This is a genomic window from Halarchaeum acidiphilum MH1-52-1, from assembly GCF_000474235.1.
GTDB classification, from domain to species: Archaea; Halobacteriota; Halobacteria; order Halobacteriales; family Halobacteriaceae; genus Halarchaeum; species Halarchaeum acidiphilum.
Genome location: NZ_BATA01000020.1, coordinates 19,584 through 35,179, shown reverse-complemented (window position 1 = coordinate 35,179; position 15,596 = coordinate 19,584). Strand labels below are relative to the sequence as shown.

Here is a 15,596-nt window from a genome sequence, read left to right as displayed (position 1 = left end):
GACGAGAGCGGTGCGACCGACGCCGACGCGGGCGGCGTCTCGGGGGCCGAGCGCGAAGAGCGCGTCGCGGCGTTGCGCGAGACGCTCGCGGAGCGCGAGACGCGAATCGAGGAGTACGAGGAGCGACTCGCCGAATACGACGCGCGCGTCGCGGAACTGGAGGAGCGAGCGGCGAGCGCGGAGGACGCGGTCGAGGCGCGCGAACGCGATCTCGACTCCCTCCGAGCGGAGCGCGACGACCTGCGCGAGTCGGTGGCGACGCTGGAGGAGCGCGTCGCGGAACTGGAGGCCGCCCTCGAGGCGGCGGGCGGACCGGTCGATCCCGAGACGGAGCGCGATCCCGGGACGGCGCTCTCGGGGACGAACCTCTTCGTGCGCTACGCGTCGAAAGCGGAGCCGACGCTGGACGCGCTGAGCGAGACCGAACCGGACCCGGACGCGATCGACGCCAACCTCCGGCTCGAACACCACACGAGCTTCGACGCGACGGACGCGACGGTCGGCGGCGACGACTATCGGACGTTCCTCGAGTCGTCGACGCCCTACCGCTTCGTCTCGTGGGTCGTTCGCGACCTCCCGTTCGAGATCCGGGAGACCGGCCACGAGTCGGGGCTGAGCGACCTCTACGAGACCGTCCCCGAGATCGATCGCGCGGAGTTCGACGGGACGGTCGAGTTCGCGGACGCGGACGGCGAGACGCACAGCGAGACGTTCGACGTGGTGTTGCGCGACGGGATGGGCGACCCGCTCATCGTCGCGGCGCTGAACACCTCGCGGGATCCGGTGACGGGCGGGGAGATGGAGGCGCTGACGGCGGCGGCGTCGGCGGTCCGCGATGGCACGGAGTCACTGGCAGCGGCGTTCTACGTCACGGCGTCGTTCTTCGAGCCGGAGGCGCTGGAAACGGCGAGCGACGCGACGGGAGGCGGGGGGATCCTACGGCGGAGCGAGAAGGAGAGTTACGTGAGAGTCGCACGCAAACGGGGGTACCACCTCTGTCTCGTGGAGGACCGTGACGGGTCGTTCCACTTGACGGTGCCCGGGCTCTAGCTCTCCGCTTCAGCGGGGGACTCGATCTTCATCGATTCGAGCTTCGTGACGGTCTCGTCGACCTTCTCGTCGAGTTCCTCGACGAACTCGTGCGTGTGGTCGGTCGTGATCGCACCCTGACTCGACGGCTCGATGAGGTTCTCCTCTTCGAGGACGCGGAGGGAGTAGCGGACCTTGTGGTGCGGGTAGCCCGTCTCGTTGGACATCTTGACGATCCCGATGGGTTCGTTCTCGATGACCATTCGGAGCACTTCGAGGTGGCGTTCGAGCATATCGACCTCTTTCTCAAGTCGGTCTATCATGGCATTTGTTAACTTGTCGTGGCCAGCGTTTAAAGGTTGTCCTACGGCGCGGACAATGCGGGCGTGTACCGCGGTTTCACACGGGGAGGATATACGTCTTTCTGCCGGCGATAGTGGCGTCGTTCGTGGGTAGCGAGACGAGTCAGATCCCGAGACGTACGCACGACCCTGTATATTTTCGGGGATCGGGACCGTAACGGGTTTCACCGAGGGGGCGAAACGTCCGCCGTATGACCGTCACCATCGTCGGCTCGCAGTTGGGCGACGAGGGCAAAGGCGGCGTCGTCGACATCTTCGGCGACGCCGTCGACGTCGTCGCCCGCTATCAGGGCGGCGACAACGCCGGCCACACCGTCGTGCACGAGGGCGAGGAGTACAAGCTCTCCCTCGTGCCGAGCGGTGCCGTCCGCGGCAAGACCGGCGTCCTCGGCAACGGCTGCGTCGTCAATCCCGCCACGCTCTTCGAGGAGATCGACGCGTTGCGAGAGCGCGGACTCGACCCCGACGTTCGCGTCGCGCGTCGCGCGCACGTCATCTTCCCGTATCACCGCGTCCTCGACGCATCGAGGAGGATGCCAAGAGCGAGGAGGGCGAGGAGGTTGGCACGACCGGACGCGGCATCGGCCCGACCTACGAGGACAAGGCCGGCCGTCGCGGTATTCGCGTCGGCGACCTCGAGGACGACGAGGTGCTCCGCGAGAAGCTCGAGTACGTCGTCCCGCAGAAGCGCGCGCTCGCCGAGGACGTCTTCGGCGTCGAGACGGACGAGGCGTTCGACGTCGACGCGCTCTACGAGGAGTACAGCGAGTACGCCGAGCGCCTCGTCGAGGAAGGCATGCTCGTGAACGCGGGGGACTTCCTCGCGGACGAACTCGACCGGGACGCGAACGTCATGTTCGAGGGCGCACAGGGCACCCTCATCGACATCGACCACGGCAACTACCCCTACGTCACGTCCTCGAACCCGACCGCGGGCGGCGCGGCGACGGGCACCGGTCTCGGTCCGAGCGTCGTCGGCGGGGGCGACGTCGTCGGCATCGTCAAGGGCTACCTCACGCGCGTCGGGAGCGGGCCGCTCCCCACCGAACTCGGTGGCGTCGAGGGCGACACGCCCGGCTACACGAAGGGCGAGGGTCGCGACGAGGAGCTCGCGCCTACATCCGCGACGAGGGCGGCGAGTACGGCACCGTCACGGGCCGCCCGCGCCGCGTCGGGTGGCTCGATCTCCCGATGCTGCGCCACTCGACGCGCGCGAACGGCTTCTCGGGCGTCGTCATCAATCACCTCGACGTGCTCGCCGGCCTCGACGAAGTGAAGGCCGGCGACGCCTACGAACTCGACGGCGAAACGGTCGAGACGGTACCCGCGACGACGGAGCGCTGGGCGGCCTGCGAGCCCGTCTTCGAGACCTTCGACGGCTGGGACGAGTTCGACTCCGCGACCGTCGCCGCGGAGGGCTACGACGCCCTCCCCGCAGAGGCCCGCGCCTACGTCGAGTACGTCGAGGACGAACTCGGCGTGCCCGCCTACGCGCTCGGCGTCGGTCCCGGCCGCGAGGAGACGGTCGTGCGGACGAACCCGTTCGAGGAATAGGCGACGCCGAGCAGTCGGCCGAACAACCCACGTGGTCCGTGTTCGCGCGACGAGTGGTCCGAAGGATCCGATCGTCGCGTGAGAACGGGGTTCCAACTGATCCACACTCGCTCCCGCGGTCGTTCGCGTGGATCGCACGACTCACTCGCGCGCCAGCGCGAGGCCCAAGCGACCCCGTTAGGGGGAGCGCCGGGCTTTTGGTCGGGCTTTTGCCAGCGCTGACACGCTCCGCGCGCCAAGCGCAGCAAAAGGTCGGGCGGAACCCGCACGCTTTTGGGTGGCCGCCGCCCATCCATGATTCATGAAGCGGGACCTCATGGACATCGTCTGCTGTCCGCTCGACAAGCACGACCTCGACCTCGACGTCGAGAGCGAGGAGGACGGAGAGGTCGTCTCCGGAACGCTGACGTGCGCGGACTGCGGCGAGACGTACCCGATCGAGGACGGTATCCCGAACCTCCTGCCGCCGGACATGCGCGAAGAGACCCCGGCGTAGACCGCCGAGCGGGACGAAGCTTTTTGCCGTCGGCCGTCGTCTCCCCCGTCAGAACGTGCCCCTGACGCTCACGGTCGACCTGAACGGCGACCACGCGCACGCGCTCAATGCGTCGCCCGTCCCCTTCGAGACCGATGGGTCGTTCGACGTCGAGGTCGTCAATCACGGCGCCGGGAGCCACGTCCACGTCCGCACCGATGATGATCTCTCGCGGGTCGCGACTCTCGTCGACGGCAACTACTACGTGCCGCCGGAGTCGCGCGAGCGCATCGCCGTCTCCATCGGGGATCCGGGGCCGCGACCCGTCGAGGGCACGCTCCAAATCACCGCCGGCTACGGCGCCGAGCGCCTCGACGTCCCCGTCCGGATCGTCGAGCGCGAGACGCCGAACACCGTCGACGTCGACGAGTCGCTCGGCGAGGTCCCGACGCGTGACGACGACGCGGACGGGCCGGGACTGCGGACGTTCGCCCCGGCCGCCGTCGCGGTCGTCGGTCTCGTCTGTGCGGTGCTCGCCGTCCTCTTCGTCGGCGAACTCGTCGGTGCCGTGGTGGCCGCGTTCGCGGTCGTCTGCGGTGCGCTCGCGTGGTACGCGCTCCGCTAGCGCTCGACGCCGAGGTCGGCGCCGCGTTTCGCGCGGAGGTAGCGCGCCCGATAGCGGTTCGCTCCCTCGTCGAAGTCGGCTTCGCGGATCTCGTCGAGTCGGTCGTCCGCGACGGCGTCGACGAGCTCGCCGAGCTGATCGAACTCTCTCTCCGTGAGGCGGAGGTCGTACGTCTCCTCGGGTTCGCCTTCGAGCTGCGTGAACTCGCGCGCCGCGGCGATGAAGAGCGAGCAGGGTTCGCGACAGGGGAACTCGCCGTCGCCGCGCGGGACGTCGAGTTCGGTCTCGGCGTCGTGGTCCCACGCGCGGCGCTTCAGGCACTGGCTGTCCGCGCAGCAGGCCTCGGTGGCCCACGCGAGCGCGTCGGTCGGGAGGTCGGAGACGAGATCGTAGATGCCGGTCTGTCGCGCCGCGGTCTCGCGCCAGTGCGTGACGTCGAGTCGGCCCTCGCGCTCGCGGTGCCAGTTGGCCACCGTCGCCGGATAGACGAAGTCCACGGTGTCGACGAGCGCGTCGCCGTCGAGACCGACGAAGCGCCACCCGTGCGGGAGCGAGGGCGCGGTCGAGAGCGGCCGATACCGACCGTCATCGTCGTACTTGACGAGGTCGCGGGCGTCGAGCGGGTCGCGGTGGTCGTCGAGGTCTCGGGGATCGGCGTCCGCGTCGTCGCGGTGGCGGACGTCGTAGACGCGCTCGGCTCCCGCATCAGTGAGTCGGACGCGCAGTCGGAGTTCGCCCCACGCACGAATACGGCCGCCGTCGCGGAGGTCGGCGAGGCGGCGGCGCGGATCGTCGCCACGCTCGCTTCCGTCCGCGTCGTCACATCGGCTGTCGTCACATCGGCTGTCGTCACCGCCTCCGTCCCCGTCGGCGCCGTCGCCCGCGCCTTCGATCCACCGGAGGAAGGCCCGACGTGCGGTGCCGCGGCCGCCGACGGTCTCCGCCCAGTATCGCCAGTTCGCGACGTAGGGGTCGCCGTCGGCGAGCGCGGCGAGTTCGCTCGCGTCGATGCCGCGCTCGGAGACATCGGGCGTCTCGAAGCGATAGCCGTAGGTGGTGTCCTCGACGACGAGTCCGTCGAAGTCGATGCCGTCCGCGGCCGCGTCCAGCAGGGCGGCGACGTCGCTCGCCATCGTCAGTCCCCCGCGGTCGCGTCGGCGTCGGTCCGCGTCCGCTCGCGGACGGTCTCGATGGCCGCCGCGACGTCCGCGCCCGCGTCGGCCGCGCGTTCGAGGATGACGTCGGCGACGAGCGGTTCGGTGCCGACAGCGCCCGCGTACCAGATGCGGACGTCGTCCACGGCCGTCGGGACGTCGTATCCCTCGCGGTAGTCCTCTGTGAGACCCACGTCCTCCGGGATGTCCTCGCGCGTGTGGTAGCCGTCGGCGACGAACAGCGGGACGACGACGACGTCGTCCGTTTCGAAGCGGGTCGCGACGTCGTCGACCGCGGGTTCCTCGTCCATGAACACCGCCCCCACCGCCGCGAAGAGACCGCTCTGTCGGAGCCGATCGGCGTGGTGGTGGATCGCCTTCGCGGAGTTCTCGTTGCGCTCGGTGCCGTGGCCGACGACGGCGAGACCGAAGTCGGTGAGGTCATCGCGGCCGGTGATCGAGCGTGCGCGCTCGACGATGACGTCGCTCATCGCGTCGTGCGTGCCGACGGGACCGCAGTAGTGGACGGTCTTCTCGACGTCGGCCGCGTCGAGCGCGACGTGATCGGCGTCGGTGCCGTCGGAGTCCCAGTCCTCGACGTCCCATCCGTCGAGGCGGAGTTCGCGCGGGATGACGCGCTCGGTGAAGTAGCCCTCGGAGACGAACAGCGGGACGACGTACACCGCCTCGGAGTCGAGGGTGCGAAGCACCTCGCGAAACGACGGCTCCTCCTTCCAGAATGACTCGCGCACCTCGTCGAACGCGCCGGTCGCGCGGATCGTGTCGGCGTGTGCGAACGTCGGTTCGCTCGCTCCCGGATTGAGGTGCGAGCCGTGCGCGACAATGACGAGCGCCTGCATCGCTCACGCGTACGCGCGCCCCGACCTTAGGGCCACCGTCTGTTCCCGCCCCGACGCGGGCGTATCACGAACGGTTAACCTCCCGCCCGACCTGTTCGCGGATATGACGGAGACGCTCGCGGAGAGCGCGAGAGCGGCGCTGCGCGATCACCCGTTCCTCGTGACGGCGCTGCGCGCCGGCGTCGTGAACCACGCGGCCGCGGCCCGCTTCCTCGGACTCGGAGGGGAGGACGACGTCGAGGCGGCGGCGACGGCGCTGCGCCGATACGCGGACGACCTCGATGGATACGGGACGGAGGCACGGGACGTCCGCGTCACGGTGGAGAGCGGACTGGGGCGCACCGACGCGGGTGGCGACGCCCTCCTCACCGTCAACGGCGTCGGCTTCGGGGCCGGCGAGGGCACGCTGACGGGCGTGCTCGCCGTCGGTGACGTTGACGCGGCGGCGCTCGGGGCGGTCCTCGATCGATTCGACGTGTCCGACGTGGCCGTCGAGGCGGCGGGCGTCGCGGGCGACGGCCTGCTCGTCGTCGTGGCGCGCCGCGACGGTCCCGACGCCCTGCGTGCGGTGGAGGCCGCGCTCGACGACGTGCCGACGTGAACGGGGATGCGGCTCGCGTCACCCGCGGGAGAGAGCGATGGTTTAACCACCGGGGTCGCCCTATCCGGCGACCATGACGCTGCGCGTGCACAACACGCTCTCCGGCGAGACCGAGGAGTTCGTCCCCGAGGACCCCGACGACGTCCGCCTCTACTACTGCGGGCTGACGACCTCGGACCCCCCGCACCTCGGACACGCCCGCTCGTGGGTCCACGTCGACGTGATGAGTCGGTGGCTCCGGTTCTCGGGGTACGACGTCCATCACGTCGAGAACCTCACGGACGTGAACGAGAAGATCGTCGCGCGCGTCGGACGCGACGGCGACGACGAGAACGAGGTCGCAGAGCACTACATCGGCGAGATCCTCGACTCGATGCGCGCGCTGAACCTCGAACGCACCGAGGTCCGCCCGCGCGTCTCCGAGCACATCCCCGAGATCATCGACCTCGTGGAGACGCTGGTGGAGACCGGCCACGCCTACGAGTCCAACGGCTCCGTCTACTTCGACGTCACGACCTTCGAGGAGTACGGGACGCTCTCGAATCAGCGGTTGGAGAGCATCGAGGAGCAGGGGGATCCCGAGGAGCGTTCGGAGAAGCGCCACCCCGCGGATTTCGCGCTCTGGAAGGCCGGGGGGGTCGACGCGGACGCGATCGCCGACCACCGCGGCCGCGACCACCCGGGGACGCCCGCCCACCCCGAGGGCCAGACGTGGGAGTCGCCGTGGGGCGAGGGTCGGCCCGGCTGGCACATCGAGTGCTCGGCGATGAGCATGGCGCACCTCGGCGAGACGCTCGACATCCACGTCGGCGGGCGCGACCTCGTCTTCCCGCACCACGAAAACGAGATCGCCCAGTCGGAGGCCGCGACCGGACACACGTTCGCGAACTACTGGCTCCACTGCGCGCTCTTCGAGATGGACGAGGAGAAGATGAGTTCGAGCCTCGGCAACTTCGTCACCGTCACGGACGCCGTCGCGGAGTACGGCGCGGACGCCCTCCGGCTCTTCATGGTCTCGGGGACCTACAACAGCCGGCAGACGTACTCGGAGGAAGCCATCGACGAGGCGGTCGAGCGCTGGGGGCGCCTCTCGCGGTGTTACGACGACGCCGTCGCCGCGCTGGACGGCGTCGACGCCCACACGAAGGTCGAGGACGGCGATCTCCGCGCGGCGTGCGACGCCGTCGCCGCGGACTTCGAGGCGGCGATGAACGACGACTTCAACACCCGCGAGGCGCTGAGCGCGCTCTCCGATCTCGTCTCCGCTGTCAACGTCCATCTCGCGGAGCGCGACGCGTACGACTATCGCGGTCTCAAGTCGGCCGTCGAGACGTTCGAGACGTACGGTGGCGGCGTCCTCGGCTTCTCCTTCGGCGGCGAGGCGGGCGGCGACGTCACGCTCACCGAGGACCTCGTCGAACTCGTGTTAGATCTCAGGGAGGACGCGCGGGAGGCGGGCGAGTACGAGCGCGCAGACCGGCTTCGGGACGAGCTAGAGGCGCTCGACGTGACGGTCGAAGATACTGACAACGGACCGACGTATCGGCTCTGACGGCCGGTGTCTTTTTTCCGGAGAGCAGTGTAGGTCGGCGCAGAGATGCGACGACGACTCTTCGCGGTCGCGGGAGTCCTGTTGCTCGTCTCGTTCGCGGGGTGTTCGATGCTCTCCGGGCCGGTGACGTTCAGCGCGAAGAAGGCCACGGTCGGCGAGCAGACGCTCTCCGAGACGCACTATCAGGAACAGTCGGTGAACCAGTCCGTGATCACCCGAAACGTCAGCGCGGCCGGCCAGTCGAAGACGGTGACGGTGACGAACTGGATCGCGCAGTACGACCGCGCGATCGACCTCGGGCCGCTGGGCTCGCAGCGCGCCGCGGTGTTCAGCGTCGTCGCCACGCCGCAGGTGGACGTCCTCGGGAAGTCGTTCAATCCGATCGGCGACTACTCCCGCGAGCGGATCGTGATGATGCTCCAGTCGCGCTACCAGAGCATCGACGACGTCCAGCACGTCGGGAACTACTCGACGACGATGCTCGGGCAGAACACCACCGTCGGGAAGTTCAGCGCGCAGGCCGAACTCGTCGGCGGGCAGTCGGTGGACGTCTACGTCCACGTGACGCGCGTGCAGGTCGGCGACGACTACGTCCTCGCCGTCGCCGTCTACCCCCAGCGGATCGACGACACGGAGTCCCAGCACGTCCGGACGCTCATCCACGGGGTCGAGCACGCGGACGGCGACGACTAGGGAGCGAGCGCGACGGAACGCTTTTCCATCGGCCGGGCGAGCCTCGGCGTATGCATCGGACCGCCGGGGTCGGTCTCGCGCTCAGCGCGCTCGGGATCGCCGCGTACGTCGCGGGCGTCCTCCACCCGTACCCCGGACGCGCGTTCGCCATCACCGCCGTCATGGTCGGAATCACGATCTGCGCGATCAGCGAGGGGCGCCTCGTCGGGGGGCGCGAATGACGCTCGCCGCCGTCGTCTACGCCGCCGGCGGCATCACCGCGTACGACGACCTCGAAACCGCGAAGGACGCCACCGGCACGACGTGGTTCCGCGTGAGTGATCCGGCGGCCGAGGAACTCGAACGCGTCGCCGAGGTCTGCGGACTCCACCCGCTCGCCGTCGAGGACGTGCAGAAGGACGTCCGCCCGAAGGTCGAGGAGTTCAGCGATCACACGTTCGTCCTCGTGAAGGCCGCGCGCCTCGCGAGCGGCGACACCCCCTTTCGCGGCGAACTCCTCACAAACCCGGTCGGACTCTTCGTCGGCGACGACTGGCTCGTCACGTACACGACCGGCGACTGCACCGCCGTCGAGCGCGCGTGGGCGGTCGTCCAGCGCGAGGACGACCGCGCCCTCCAGCGCGGCCCGGACTTCGCCGCGTACCGGATCGTCGACGCCGTCGTCGACGACTACTTCGACGCGCTCGACGACGTCGAGGACCGCCTCGAATACGTCGAGGACACCGTCCTCGATGAGACCGACGAAGACGTCCTCGAAGAGATCAACGACGCCCGACGCGAACTGCTCGCCCTCCGCAAACTCCTCTGGCCGACCCGCGACGCCGTCGCCGTCCTCTCGCGGGGCGATCCCCCACAGATCCAGTCGGTCACGGAGAAGTACTACCGCGACGTCTACGACCACCTCGTCCAGCAGGTCGATCTCGTGGAGACCTACCGCGATCTCGCGGGGGGCGCACGCGACATCTACCTCAACACGCTCTCGATGAGCACGAACGAGGTGATGAAGAAGCTCACTGTCGTCGCCACGATCGTCCTCCCGCTCACGCTCGTCGTCGGGATATTCGGGATGAATTTCTCCGATACCCCGTGGAACATGCCCGAGCTCGCGTGGCAGTACGGGTATCCGGCCGTGATGGTCGGTATGGGAGCCGTCTCCCTGATCCTCCTCTGGTACTTCCGGCGCGAGCACTGGCTCTAGGCGAGGAGGAGCGGAACGACGAGCACCCCCATCAGGTGGACGCGTCGCGCGCCGAAATACGGAGGGACGAACCCGAGCACCGTCGCACCGAGGAGGACGACGAGACCGACGGGACCGGCAAGAGCGATCGCGAGACAGCAGACGAGCGCGCACGCGCCCGCACAGACCCACGGCGTCGGAAGCGCCGCGGCCGCGGCGAGGTAGCGCTCTCCGACAGGGACGACGAGGAGCACGGCCACCGCCGCCGCGAGGAGGCAACAGACGACGTAGAGCGGGAGGTCGAGCGGGGCGGCGCTCCGATCGAGCGCGACGACGACGCCGGTGTGCGCGTCGCCGAGCGCGACGAACGCGAACAGCGCGAGCATCGTGTTGCTCGTGTTGACGCCGCTCGTCGCGACGATGAACGCTCGGTCCCCGTCCGCTCCCTCGCGGCGTGGGAGCGCCGCGAGCGCGACAACGGCCGCGACGGCACTCGACACCCCGGAGACGTAGCTCACCGCCGCGCCCGCGACGGCGCCGGCGAACGCCGCCAGCAGCGTCGCCCGCTTCGACGTCATCACGGTCGCGTCGTCCTGCGGGGGTGGGCCGCCGCCCCGCGCGGCCGCGAGTACCACCGGAAGTCCGAACAGCCCCGCGAACGCCGGCATCAAGAGGTCGCCGTCGCCGAGGAGCGCGTGCGTCGGGAGGTCGAGCGTGACGAGACCGAAGCCACCGCTGAGCGCGAACGCGACGCAGGCACCGATCCGGCGTCGCCGCGTCGGCTCCGTGAGCACGAGGAAGGCCACGACGACGGCGAGGAGAATCGGGAGGTGCGCGCGAACGGCGGGCGCGAGCGGGCGGACGAGCGCGGTGACGGGCCAGCCGAGGAGACACGCGAACAGGGCGGCCCCGCCGCTCCCGAGCGCCGAGAGCCGGAGCGCCTCGCGACCGCGTCCAGCGAGGACGAGGCGATGACCGGGGAGCGTCGACGGCGCCATCGCCGCGTCGGGCACGCCGAGCGCGAGCGCCGGCACGACGTCGAGCGTCGAGTGGACGACGCCCGCGGTGAGGACGGCGATTCCGATGCCGCGCGCCGGCCCCGGCAGGTCGGGCGTCGCGGCCGCGAGCAGGAGGGCCAGCGTGTTCACGTGGAGACCCGGCGTCAGCCCCGAGCAGGCGCCCAACAGCACGCCGAGCGCGACGAATCCGAGGTACGACGCCGTCGACGGCGGGACGAGGGCGACGCGGACGCCGAACGCGTACATCGCTCTCGAATGGACCCGTCACGGTATTTGAACCGGCGCGTCGCTCTCGTCGCCGAGCGTTCGAGGGGGTGAGTGTGAGATGGGGGCGTCGTGCCCGCGTGCGGACGCACAGCGATCCCGCTCTGTCGCGTCGCGACGAGCAGGACTCGTGCGTCGAGGCACGTTTCCGTTCGTCGCTCGCGCCCTGCGCGGCGCCGTCGCTATCCCGTTATTGCGTCGAAGAAAAAGCGTGGATTCGTGTGTCGCGTCGTTAGCCGAAGAGGTCGCCGAGACCTTCGCCGGAGGCTTCCTCTTCCTCCTCGCCGGCCTCTTCCTCTTCTTCTGCGGCTTCGGCTTCCTCTTCCTCCTCGCCGGCCTCTTCCTCCTCGGCCTCCTCGGCGCCGCCGGACGCGGCACCACCGGCCGCACCGGCAGCCGGGACGGCCGCGGCGGACTCGACGGCTTCCTCGATATCGACGTCCTCCAGCGCGGCGACGAGGGCCTTGACGCGGGACTCCTCGACGTCGACGCCGGCGGCATCGAGCACGGCCGTGACGTTGTCCTCGTTGATCTCTTCGCCCGATTCGTTCAGGATGAGCGCAGCGTAAACGTATTCCATTGTTCTGGGGTGTTGTGAGTGTGTCAGTTAGTCGCCGAACATGTTGCCGAGGCCTTCCGCGCCGCCGTCCTCGTCGCCCTCGTCTTCGGGCTCCTCGGACTCGGCTTCGTCCTCGGTCTCGTCGGCTTCCGGTTCTTCCTCGGTCTCCTCTGCGGACTCCGCGGACTCCGCGGGCGCTTCCACGCCGCGGAGCTCCTCGGGGAGCGCGTCCTCGTCGTCGATGTTGGCGGCGAGCGCGCGGACCTGCGCGTCTGCCGTGCTGACGAGGTCGTCCATCAGGTCGGGGCTCTCGATCGCGGCCTCGAGACCGACGCTCTTCGCCTCGCCGGACGCCTTGCGGAGCATGTCCGGGACGGTGGCGGCGGTCGGGTAGTCGGCGTTGATGGAGAGGTTGCGCGCCGAGGCGGCGGCGGACTGGATGTCCGCGCGGTACTCATCAACGTCGATCGCGAGGTCCTCGGGATCGAAGAGGACGCCCTCGCTGTAGACGCTCCGGAGGTCGAGACCGACCTCCTTCGGCTCGATACCGAGTTCGCCGAGGACGTTCGCGACGTCGTCGGAGACGACGTCGCGCTCGTCGGTGACGACGGAGTCGGAGAGCACCTGAATGGAGCCCTCCTGAATGCGCGCGTCGGCACCGATCTGCTGGAGTTCGCCGACGAACGGACCGGGGTCGATTCCGGTGTCGCCCTCGGGGACGACGATGTCGTTCGGGGCGACCTCGCCCGCGTTGATGGGCGCGGGCGTCTTCGACGCTTCGAGTTCCTTGTAGAGACCGAACGGGTTGTCGTTCGTTCCGACGAGCCCGACCTGTCCGCTGAGGAACTCGGTGAGCTGTTCGAGGCCGTCGTCGACCTCATCGAGCGCGCGCGAGAGGAGCGTGTTCCGGCTCATCCGGAGTTCGGCGCTCCCGTGCAGATCGCGACGCATGTCCTGCAGCTGGCGCGAGGGGATTCCCGCGACGTTGACGACGCCGACGGAGTCGTAGGAGCGGAGGAACTCGGTGAGTTCCGCGACCTCCTCCTTCTTCCACTCGGGGATCGTCTCGGTGGTGCGCTCGGACTCTGCGGACATCTCAGGCCACCTCCACGGACGGACCCATCGTCGTCTTCACGTAGATGGAGTCGACGTTCAGCGGGCCTTTCTCGAGGTTCGCGTGCAGTCGGCGGACGATCACGTCGATGTTCGACGCGATCTCCTCCGCGTTCATGTCCTCGGCACCGACGCGGGTGTGGAAGGTGCGTCGGTCGCGCGAGCGGAGCTGCACGGTGTTCTTCATGCGGTTGACGGTCTCGACGACGTCGTCGTCGGGCTGGAGCGGGGTCGGCATCTTCCCGCGGGGACCGAGGACCGTACCGAGATAGCGACCGATATCCTGCATCAGGGACGCTTCCGCGATGAAGAAGTCGGTCTCGTCGGCGAGGTCCTTCGCTTCGTCGTCGTTGTCACCGAGGTCTTCGAGCTCGTCGCCACCGAGGACGTCGTCTGCGACGTCTTCGGCGCGCACGGCCGTCTCACCTTCGGCGAACACGACGATCTGGGTCTCCTGTCCGGTGCCCGACGGCAGCACGACGCTCTCGTCGACACGATTCGACGGGTCGTTGAGGTCGAGGTCACGGAGGTTGATCGCGAGGTCCACCGTCTCACGGAAATTCCGCGGCGGGGCCTCCTCGATCGCGTTCGCGACTGCCTCTTCTATGTTGTCTGCCATCTTTCACCTCCGTAGTGTGTCTGCCCCCGTCAGGGGGGCTTCTACGGGTCAGTGAAACAGGCTACGCCTGTCTCCTCTGTACGGAGGGGGATCCGACGCATAAAAGCGTCGTTCCACCGGTCGCATGTGGTGATCGCGGACACGGACGGCCGCGTTCGGACGGGAGGGCACCCGTTCGGGTGCCTACGGCCCGAGGTAGTAGTCGTCGTCGAGCCACGCCGGCCGGGACGCCCCGAACGACTCCTGAACTGTTTTCTCCGCGGTACAGAGCGCTCCCTCGACCCAGCCCTGCCGCCCGGAGTACGCCGACCCGACGACGTGGACGTCGTGCGCCGGATCCGGACGGCGCATGAACGCCATCACCTCGCCGACGTCGAAGTCGGGCTTCCAGTGGTTGTAGCCCGCGCCGTACGGGTCTTTTCCCCAGTTCTTGTAGTAGGCCGCGTACGGCTCGGGGAGGTCGACGCCGTGGAGTTCCTCGACCTGCGCCATCGCCGTCTCGACCATCACGTCAGGCGCGTCGGTCGCTTCGAGTTCGTTCGCGTTCGCGTCGATGCCGGGATCCGCGGGTCGGGGTTCGCCGCGCGTCGTGTCGTCCGCGAGGTCCGCCCAGAAGGAGACGGCGCGCTCGTCGTCGTAGCTCGCGAGGAAGAGCGAGCGCTCGTCGGCGTCGTTCGTCCCGAAGTAGTAGCACTGGCGGATCGGGAGGTCGGTGACGGACGCGCCCGCGTCCGCGGCGAACTCGCGCTCCCACCACGGTTCGTCGAACGCGAGGAGGAGCTTCAGCGCGGGCTGCGCGATGACGGCCCCGAGATTGCGGCGGAACGCCCCGCCGTCGAGCGGGCCGCGTCGGTCGAGGCGGTCGAGCGCGCGCCGCGGGAGCGCGAGGACGACGCGATCGGTCCCCACCGTCCACGTCGCGTTCCCGTCCGCGCGATCGGCGAGCGCGAGCGCGTAGCGGCGCCCCGCGTCCGGCGTCTCGCGGATCCCGCGGAGTTCGGATCGGGTCCGTATCGTGCTGCCGCGCGCGAGGAGGGCGTCGGCGAGCGCGTACGGGAGGCGATCGAATCCCCCGTCGAGCGTCCGGAAGTCCGGGTCGCTCGCGAAGTCGAGCGCGACGTCGGCCATCGCGTGCGCGGCGTTCCAGTTCGCCGTGAGCGCGTCGTACCCCTCGGCGTCCGTGAGGAACTCGTAGCCTTCGTGGCCGATTCGATCCTCCAGTACCGTCCACATCCCGAGGTCGCGAAGCGGCGTCCCCTCGTACGGGCCCGCGAACTCGTAGGTGAGGTGGCGCTCGACGTCGTGCCACTCGCGTCGATCGAGCGTGACGTGGTGCTCGGATTCGCTCTCGCGCTCGATCCGCTCGCCGTACGACTCGCGGAACCACGGATCCGCGTTGAGAACGTCGTAGATGACCTTCCGGAAGAGTTGGCCCGGACTCAACCCCGCGTGCGCGTCGTCGAGAGCGTAGCGCGTCTCGAAGCGCTCGTCGGCCGCTTGCGCGCGCTCCCACGCGTCCGCGCGAAAGCGCTGTCCGCGGAGGTAGCAGAGGTGGTTCGCCGGGTCACCCATCGGGAAGTCCACGACGTCGAGTTCGTCCGCGAAGACGTCCGTAGCGAGGGCGTTCACGATGCGGTGGCTCTCGGGCTTGAACCGCATCCCGCCGAGTTCGCCGGCGTCCTCCAGCCCCGCCGGTCTGATGGAGTCGAGGCGACCGCCGAGGCGATCGGAGCGCTCGAACAGGTCGACGTCACCGGGACCGTACGGGGTCTCGTCGCTCGTCACGAGGCGGTACGCCGCGTAGAGACCGCCGGGACCGCCGCCGACGACGGCGACGTCGACCTCGTGATCCGGGGTGCGGCCCGCCGCGAGGCGCCGGCGCACCGCGGTGCGGAGCGCGTCCGAGCCGCGGGACAGGGAGTCGGGATCGGGCATAGCGG

At 69.4% G+C, this 15,596-nt stretch carries 16 protein-coding genes and 1 pseudogene; 9 read left to right on the top strand and 8 right to left on the bottom strand.

Annotated elements, in window-relative coordinates; all coding sequences use genetic code 11:
* A partial coding sequence (locus AOZ13_RS14180) for a DUF7527 domain-containing protein (RefSeq protein WP_449404297.1) occupies nt 1–1,050 on the top strand: 1,050 nt, incomplete at its 5' end.
* Here the strand turns inward: AOZ13_RS14180 and AOZ13_RS05465 are convergent.
* Nucleotides 1,047–1,352 (bottom strand): hypothetical protein, encoded by a 306-nt coding sequence (locus tag AOZ13_RS05465; RefSeq protein WP_021780036.1) that lies wholly within the window; start codon nt 1,350–1,352, stop codon nt 1,047–1,049. The genes AOZ13_RS14180 and AOZ13_RS05465 overlap by 4 nt on opposite strands.
* Nucleotides 1,353–1,582: 230 nt before the next feature.
* Between AOZ13_RS05465 and AOZ13_RS05460 the strand changes: the two are divergent.
* From AOZ13_RS05460 to AOZ13_RS05450, 3 genes and pseudogenes are all read left to right on the top strand, one after another.
* Nucleotides 1,583–2,945, top strand: a pseudogene (locus AOZ13_RS05460) (adenylosuccinate synthase).
* Between the two features lie 301 nt (nt 2,946–3,246).
* Nucleotides 3,247–3,441, top strand: a complete 195-nt coding sequence (locus AOZ13_RS05455; RefSeq protein ID WP_020221167.1) for a methytransferase partner Trm112 — start codon at nt 3,247–3,249, stop codon at nt 3,439–3,441.
* A gap of 55 nt (nt 3,442–3,496) precedes the next feature.
* The gene (locus tag AOZ13_RS05450) at nt 3,497–4,045 is read left to right on the top strand and encodes a DUF7524 family protein (RefSeq protein ID WP_020221166.1); all 549 of its coding nucleotides are present in this window, start codon (nt 3,497–3,499) and stop codon (nt 4,043–4,045) included.
* Here the strand turns inward: AOZ13_RS05450 and AOZ13_RS05445 are convergent.
* Nucleotides 4,042–5,178 (bottom strand): DR2241 family protein, encoded by a 1,137-nt coding sequence (locus AOZ13_RS05445; protein WP_020221165.1) that lies wholly within the window; start codon nt 5,176–5,178, stop codon nt 4,042–4,044. The two genes, AOZ13_RS05450 and AOZ13_RS05445, sit on opposite strands and share 4 nt — an antisense overlap.
* A gap of 2 nt (nt 5,179–5,180) precedes the next feature.
* Nucleotides 5,181–6,059, bottom strand: coding sequence for a CbiX/SirB N-terminal domain-containing protein (locus AOZ13_RS05440; RefSeq protein ID WP_020221164.1), 879 nt, complete (start codon nt 6,057–6,059; stop codon nt 5,181–5,183).
* 103 nt (nt 6,060–6,162) lie between these two features.
* On the opposite strand from AOZ13_RS05440, the gene AOZ13_RS05435 reads away from it, so the two are divergent.
* From AOZ13_RS05435 to corA, 5 genes are all read left to right on the top strand, one after another.
* A complete protein-coding gene (locus AOZ13_RS05435; protein ID WP_021780034.1) occupies nt 6,163–6,660 on the top strand; it encodes a DUF7523 family protein in 498 nt (165 codons plus the stop codon).
* A gap of 73 nt (nt 6,661–6,733) precedes the next feature.
* Nucleotides 6,734–8,212, top strand: coding sequence for a cysteine--tRNA ligase (cysS, locus tag AOZ13_RS05430; RefSeq protein ID WP_020222279.1), 1,479 nt, complete (start codon nt 6,734–6,736; stop codon nt 8,210–8,212).
* Nucleotides 8,213–8,257: 45 nt separating this feature from the next.
* Nucleotides 8,258–8,905: a DUF6517 family protein gene (locus AOZ13_RS05425; protein ID WP_020222280.1), complete on the top strand. Its 648-nt coding sequence runs from the start codon at nt 8,258–8,260 to the stop codon at nt 8,903–8,905.
* Nucleotides 8,906–8,955: 50 nt separating this feature from the next.
* Nucleotides 8,956–9,126 carry a hypothetical protein gene (locus tag AOZ13_RS14410; protein WP_020222281.1) on the top strand — a complete coding sequence of 57 codons (171 nt, stop codon included), beginning with the start codon at nt 8,956–8,958 and terminating at the stop codon, nt 9,124–9,126.
* The gene (gene corA, locus AOZ13_RS05420; protein WP_020222282.1) at nt 9,123–10,103 is read left to right on the top strand and encodes a magnesium/cobalt transporter CorA; all 981 of its coding nucleotides are present in this window, start codon (nt 9,123–9,125) and stop codon (nt 10,101–10,103) included. Before AOZ13_RS14410 ends, corA begins: the two co-directional genes overlap by 4 nt.
* Here corA and AOZ13_RS05415 read toward each other — a convergent pair.
* The 5 genes from AOZ13_RS05415 to AOZ13_RS05395 form a co-directional block, all read right to left on the bottom strand.
* A complete protein-coding gene (locus AOZ13_RS05415) occupies nt 10,100–11,347 on the bottom strand; it encodes a tripartite tricarboxylate transporter permease (protein WP_021780032.1) in 1,248 nt (415 codons plus the stop codon). The two genes, corA and AOZ13_RS05415, sit on opposite strands and share 4 nt — an antisense overlap.
* A 250-nt stretch (nt 11,348–11,597) precedes the next feature.
* Nucleotides 11,598–11,945, bottom strand: a complete 348-nt coding sequence (rpl12p, locus tag AOZ13_RS05410; RefSeq protein ID WP_021780031.1) for a 50S ribosomal protein P1 — start codon at nt 11,943–11,945, stop codon at nt 11,598–11,600.
* Between the two features lie 27 nt (nt 11,946–11,972).
* A complete protein-coding gene (locus tag AOZ13_RS05405) occupies nt 11,973–13,019 on the bottom strand; it encodes a 50S ribosomal protein L10 (RefSeq protein WP_020222583.1) in 1,047 nt (348 codons plus the stop codon).
* Nucleotide 13,020: 1 nt separating this feature from the next.
* Nucleotides 13,021–13,656: a 50S ribosomal protein L1 gene (locus AOZ13_RS05400; protein ID WP_020222584.1), complete on the bottom strand. Its 636-nt coding sequence runs from the start codon at nt 13,654–13,656 to the stop codon at nt 13,021–13,023.
* A gap of 183 nt (nt 13,657–13,839) precedes the next feature.
* Complete coding sequence (locus tag AOZ13_RS05395; RefSeq protein WP_049933873.1) at nt 13,840–15,591, bottom strand: flavin monoamine oxidase family protein; 1,752 nt, start codon at nt 15,589–15,591, stop codon at nt 13,840–13,842.
* Nucleotides 15,592–15,596 lie beyond the last annotated feature (5 nt).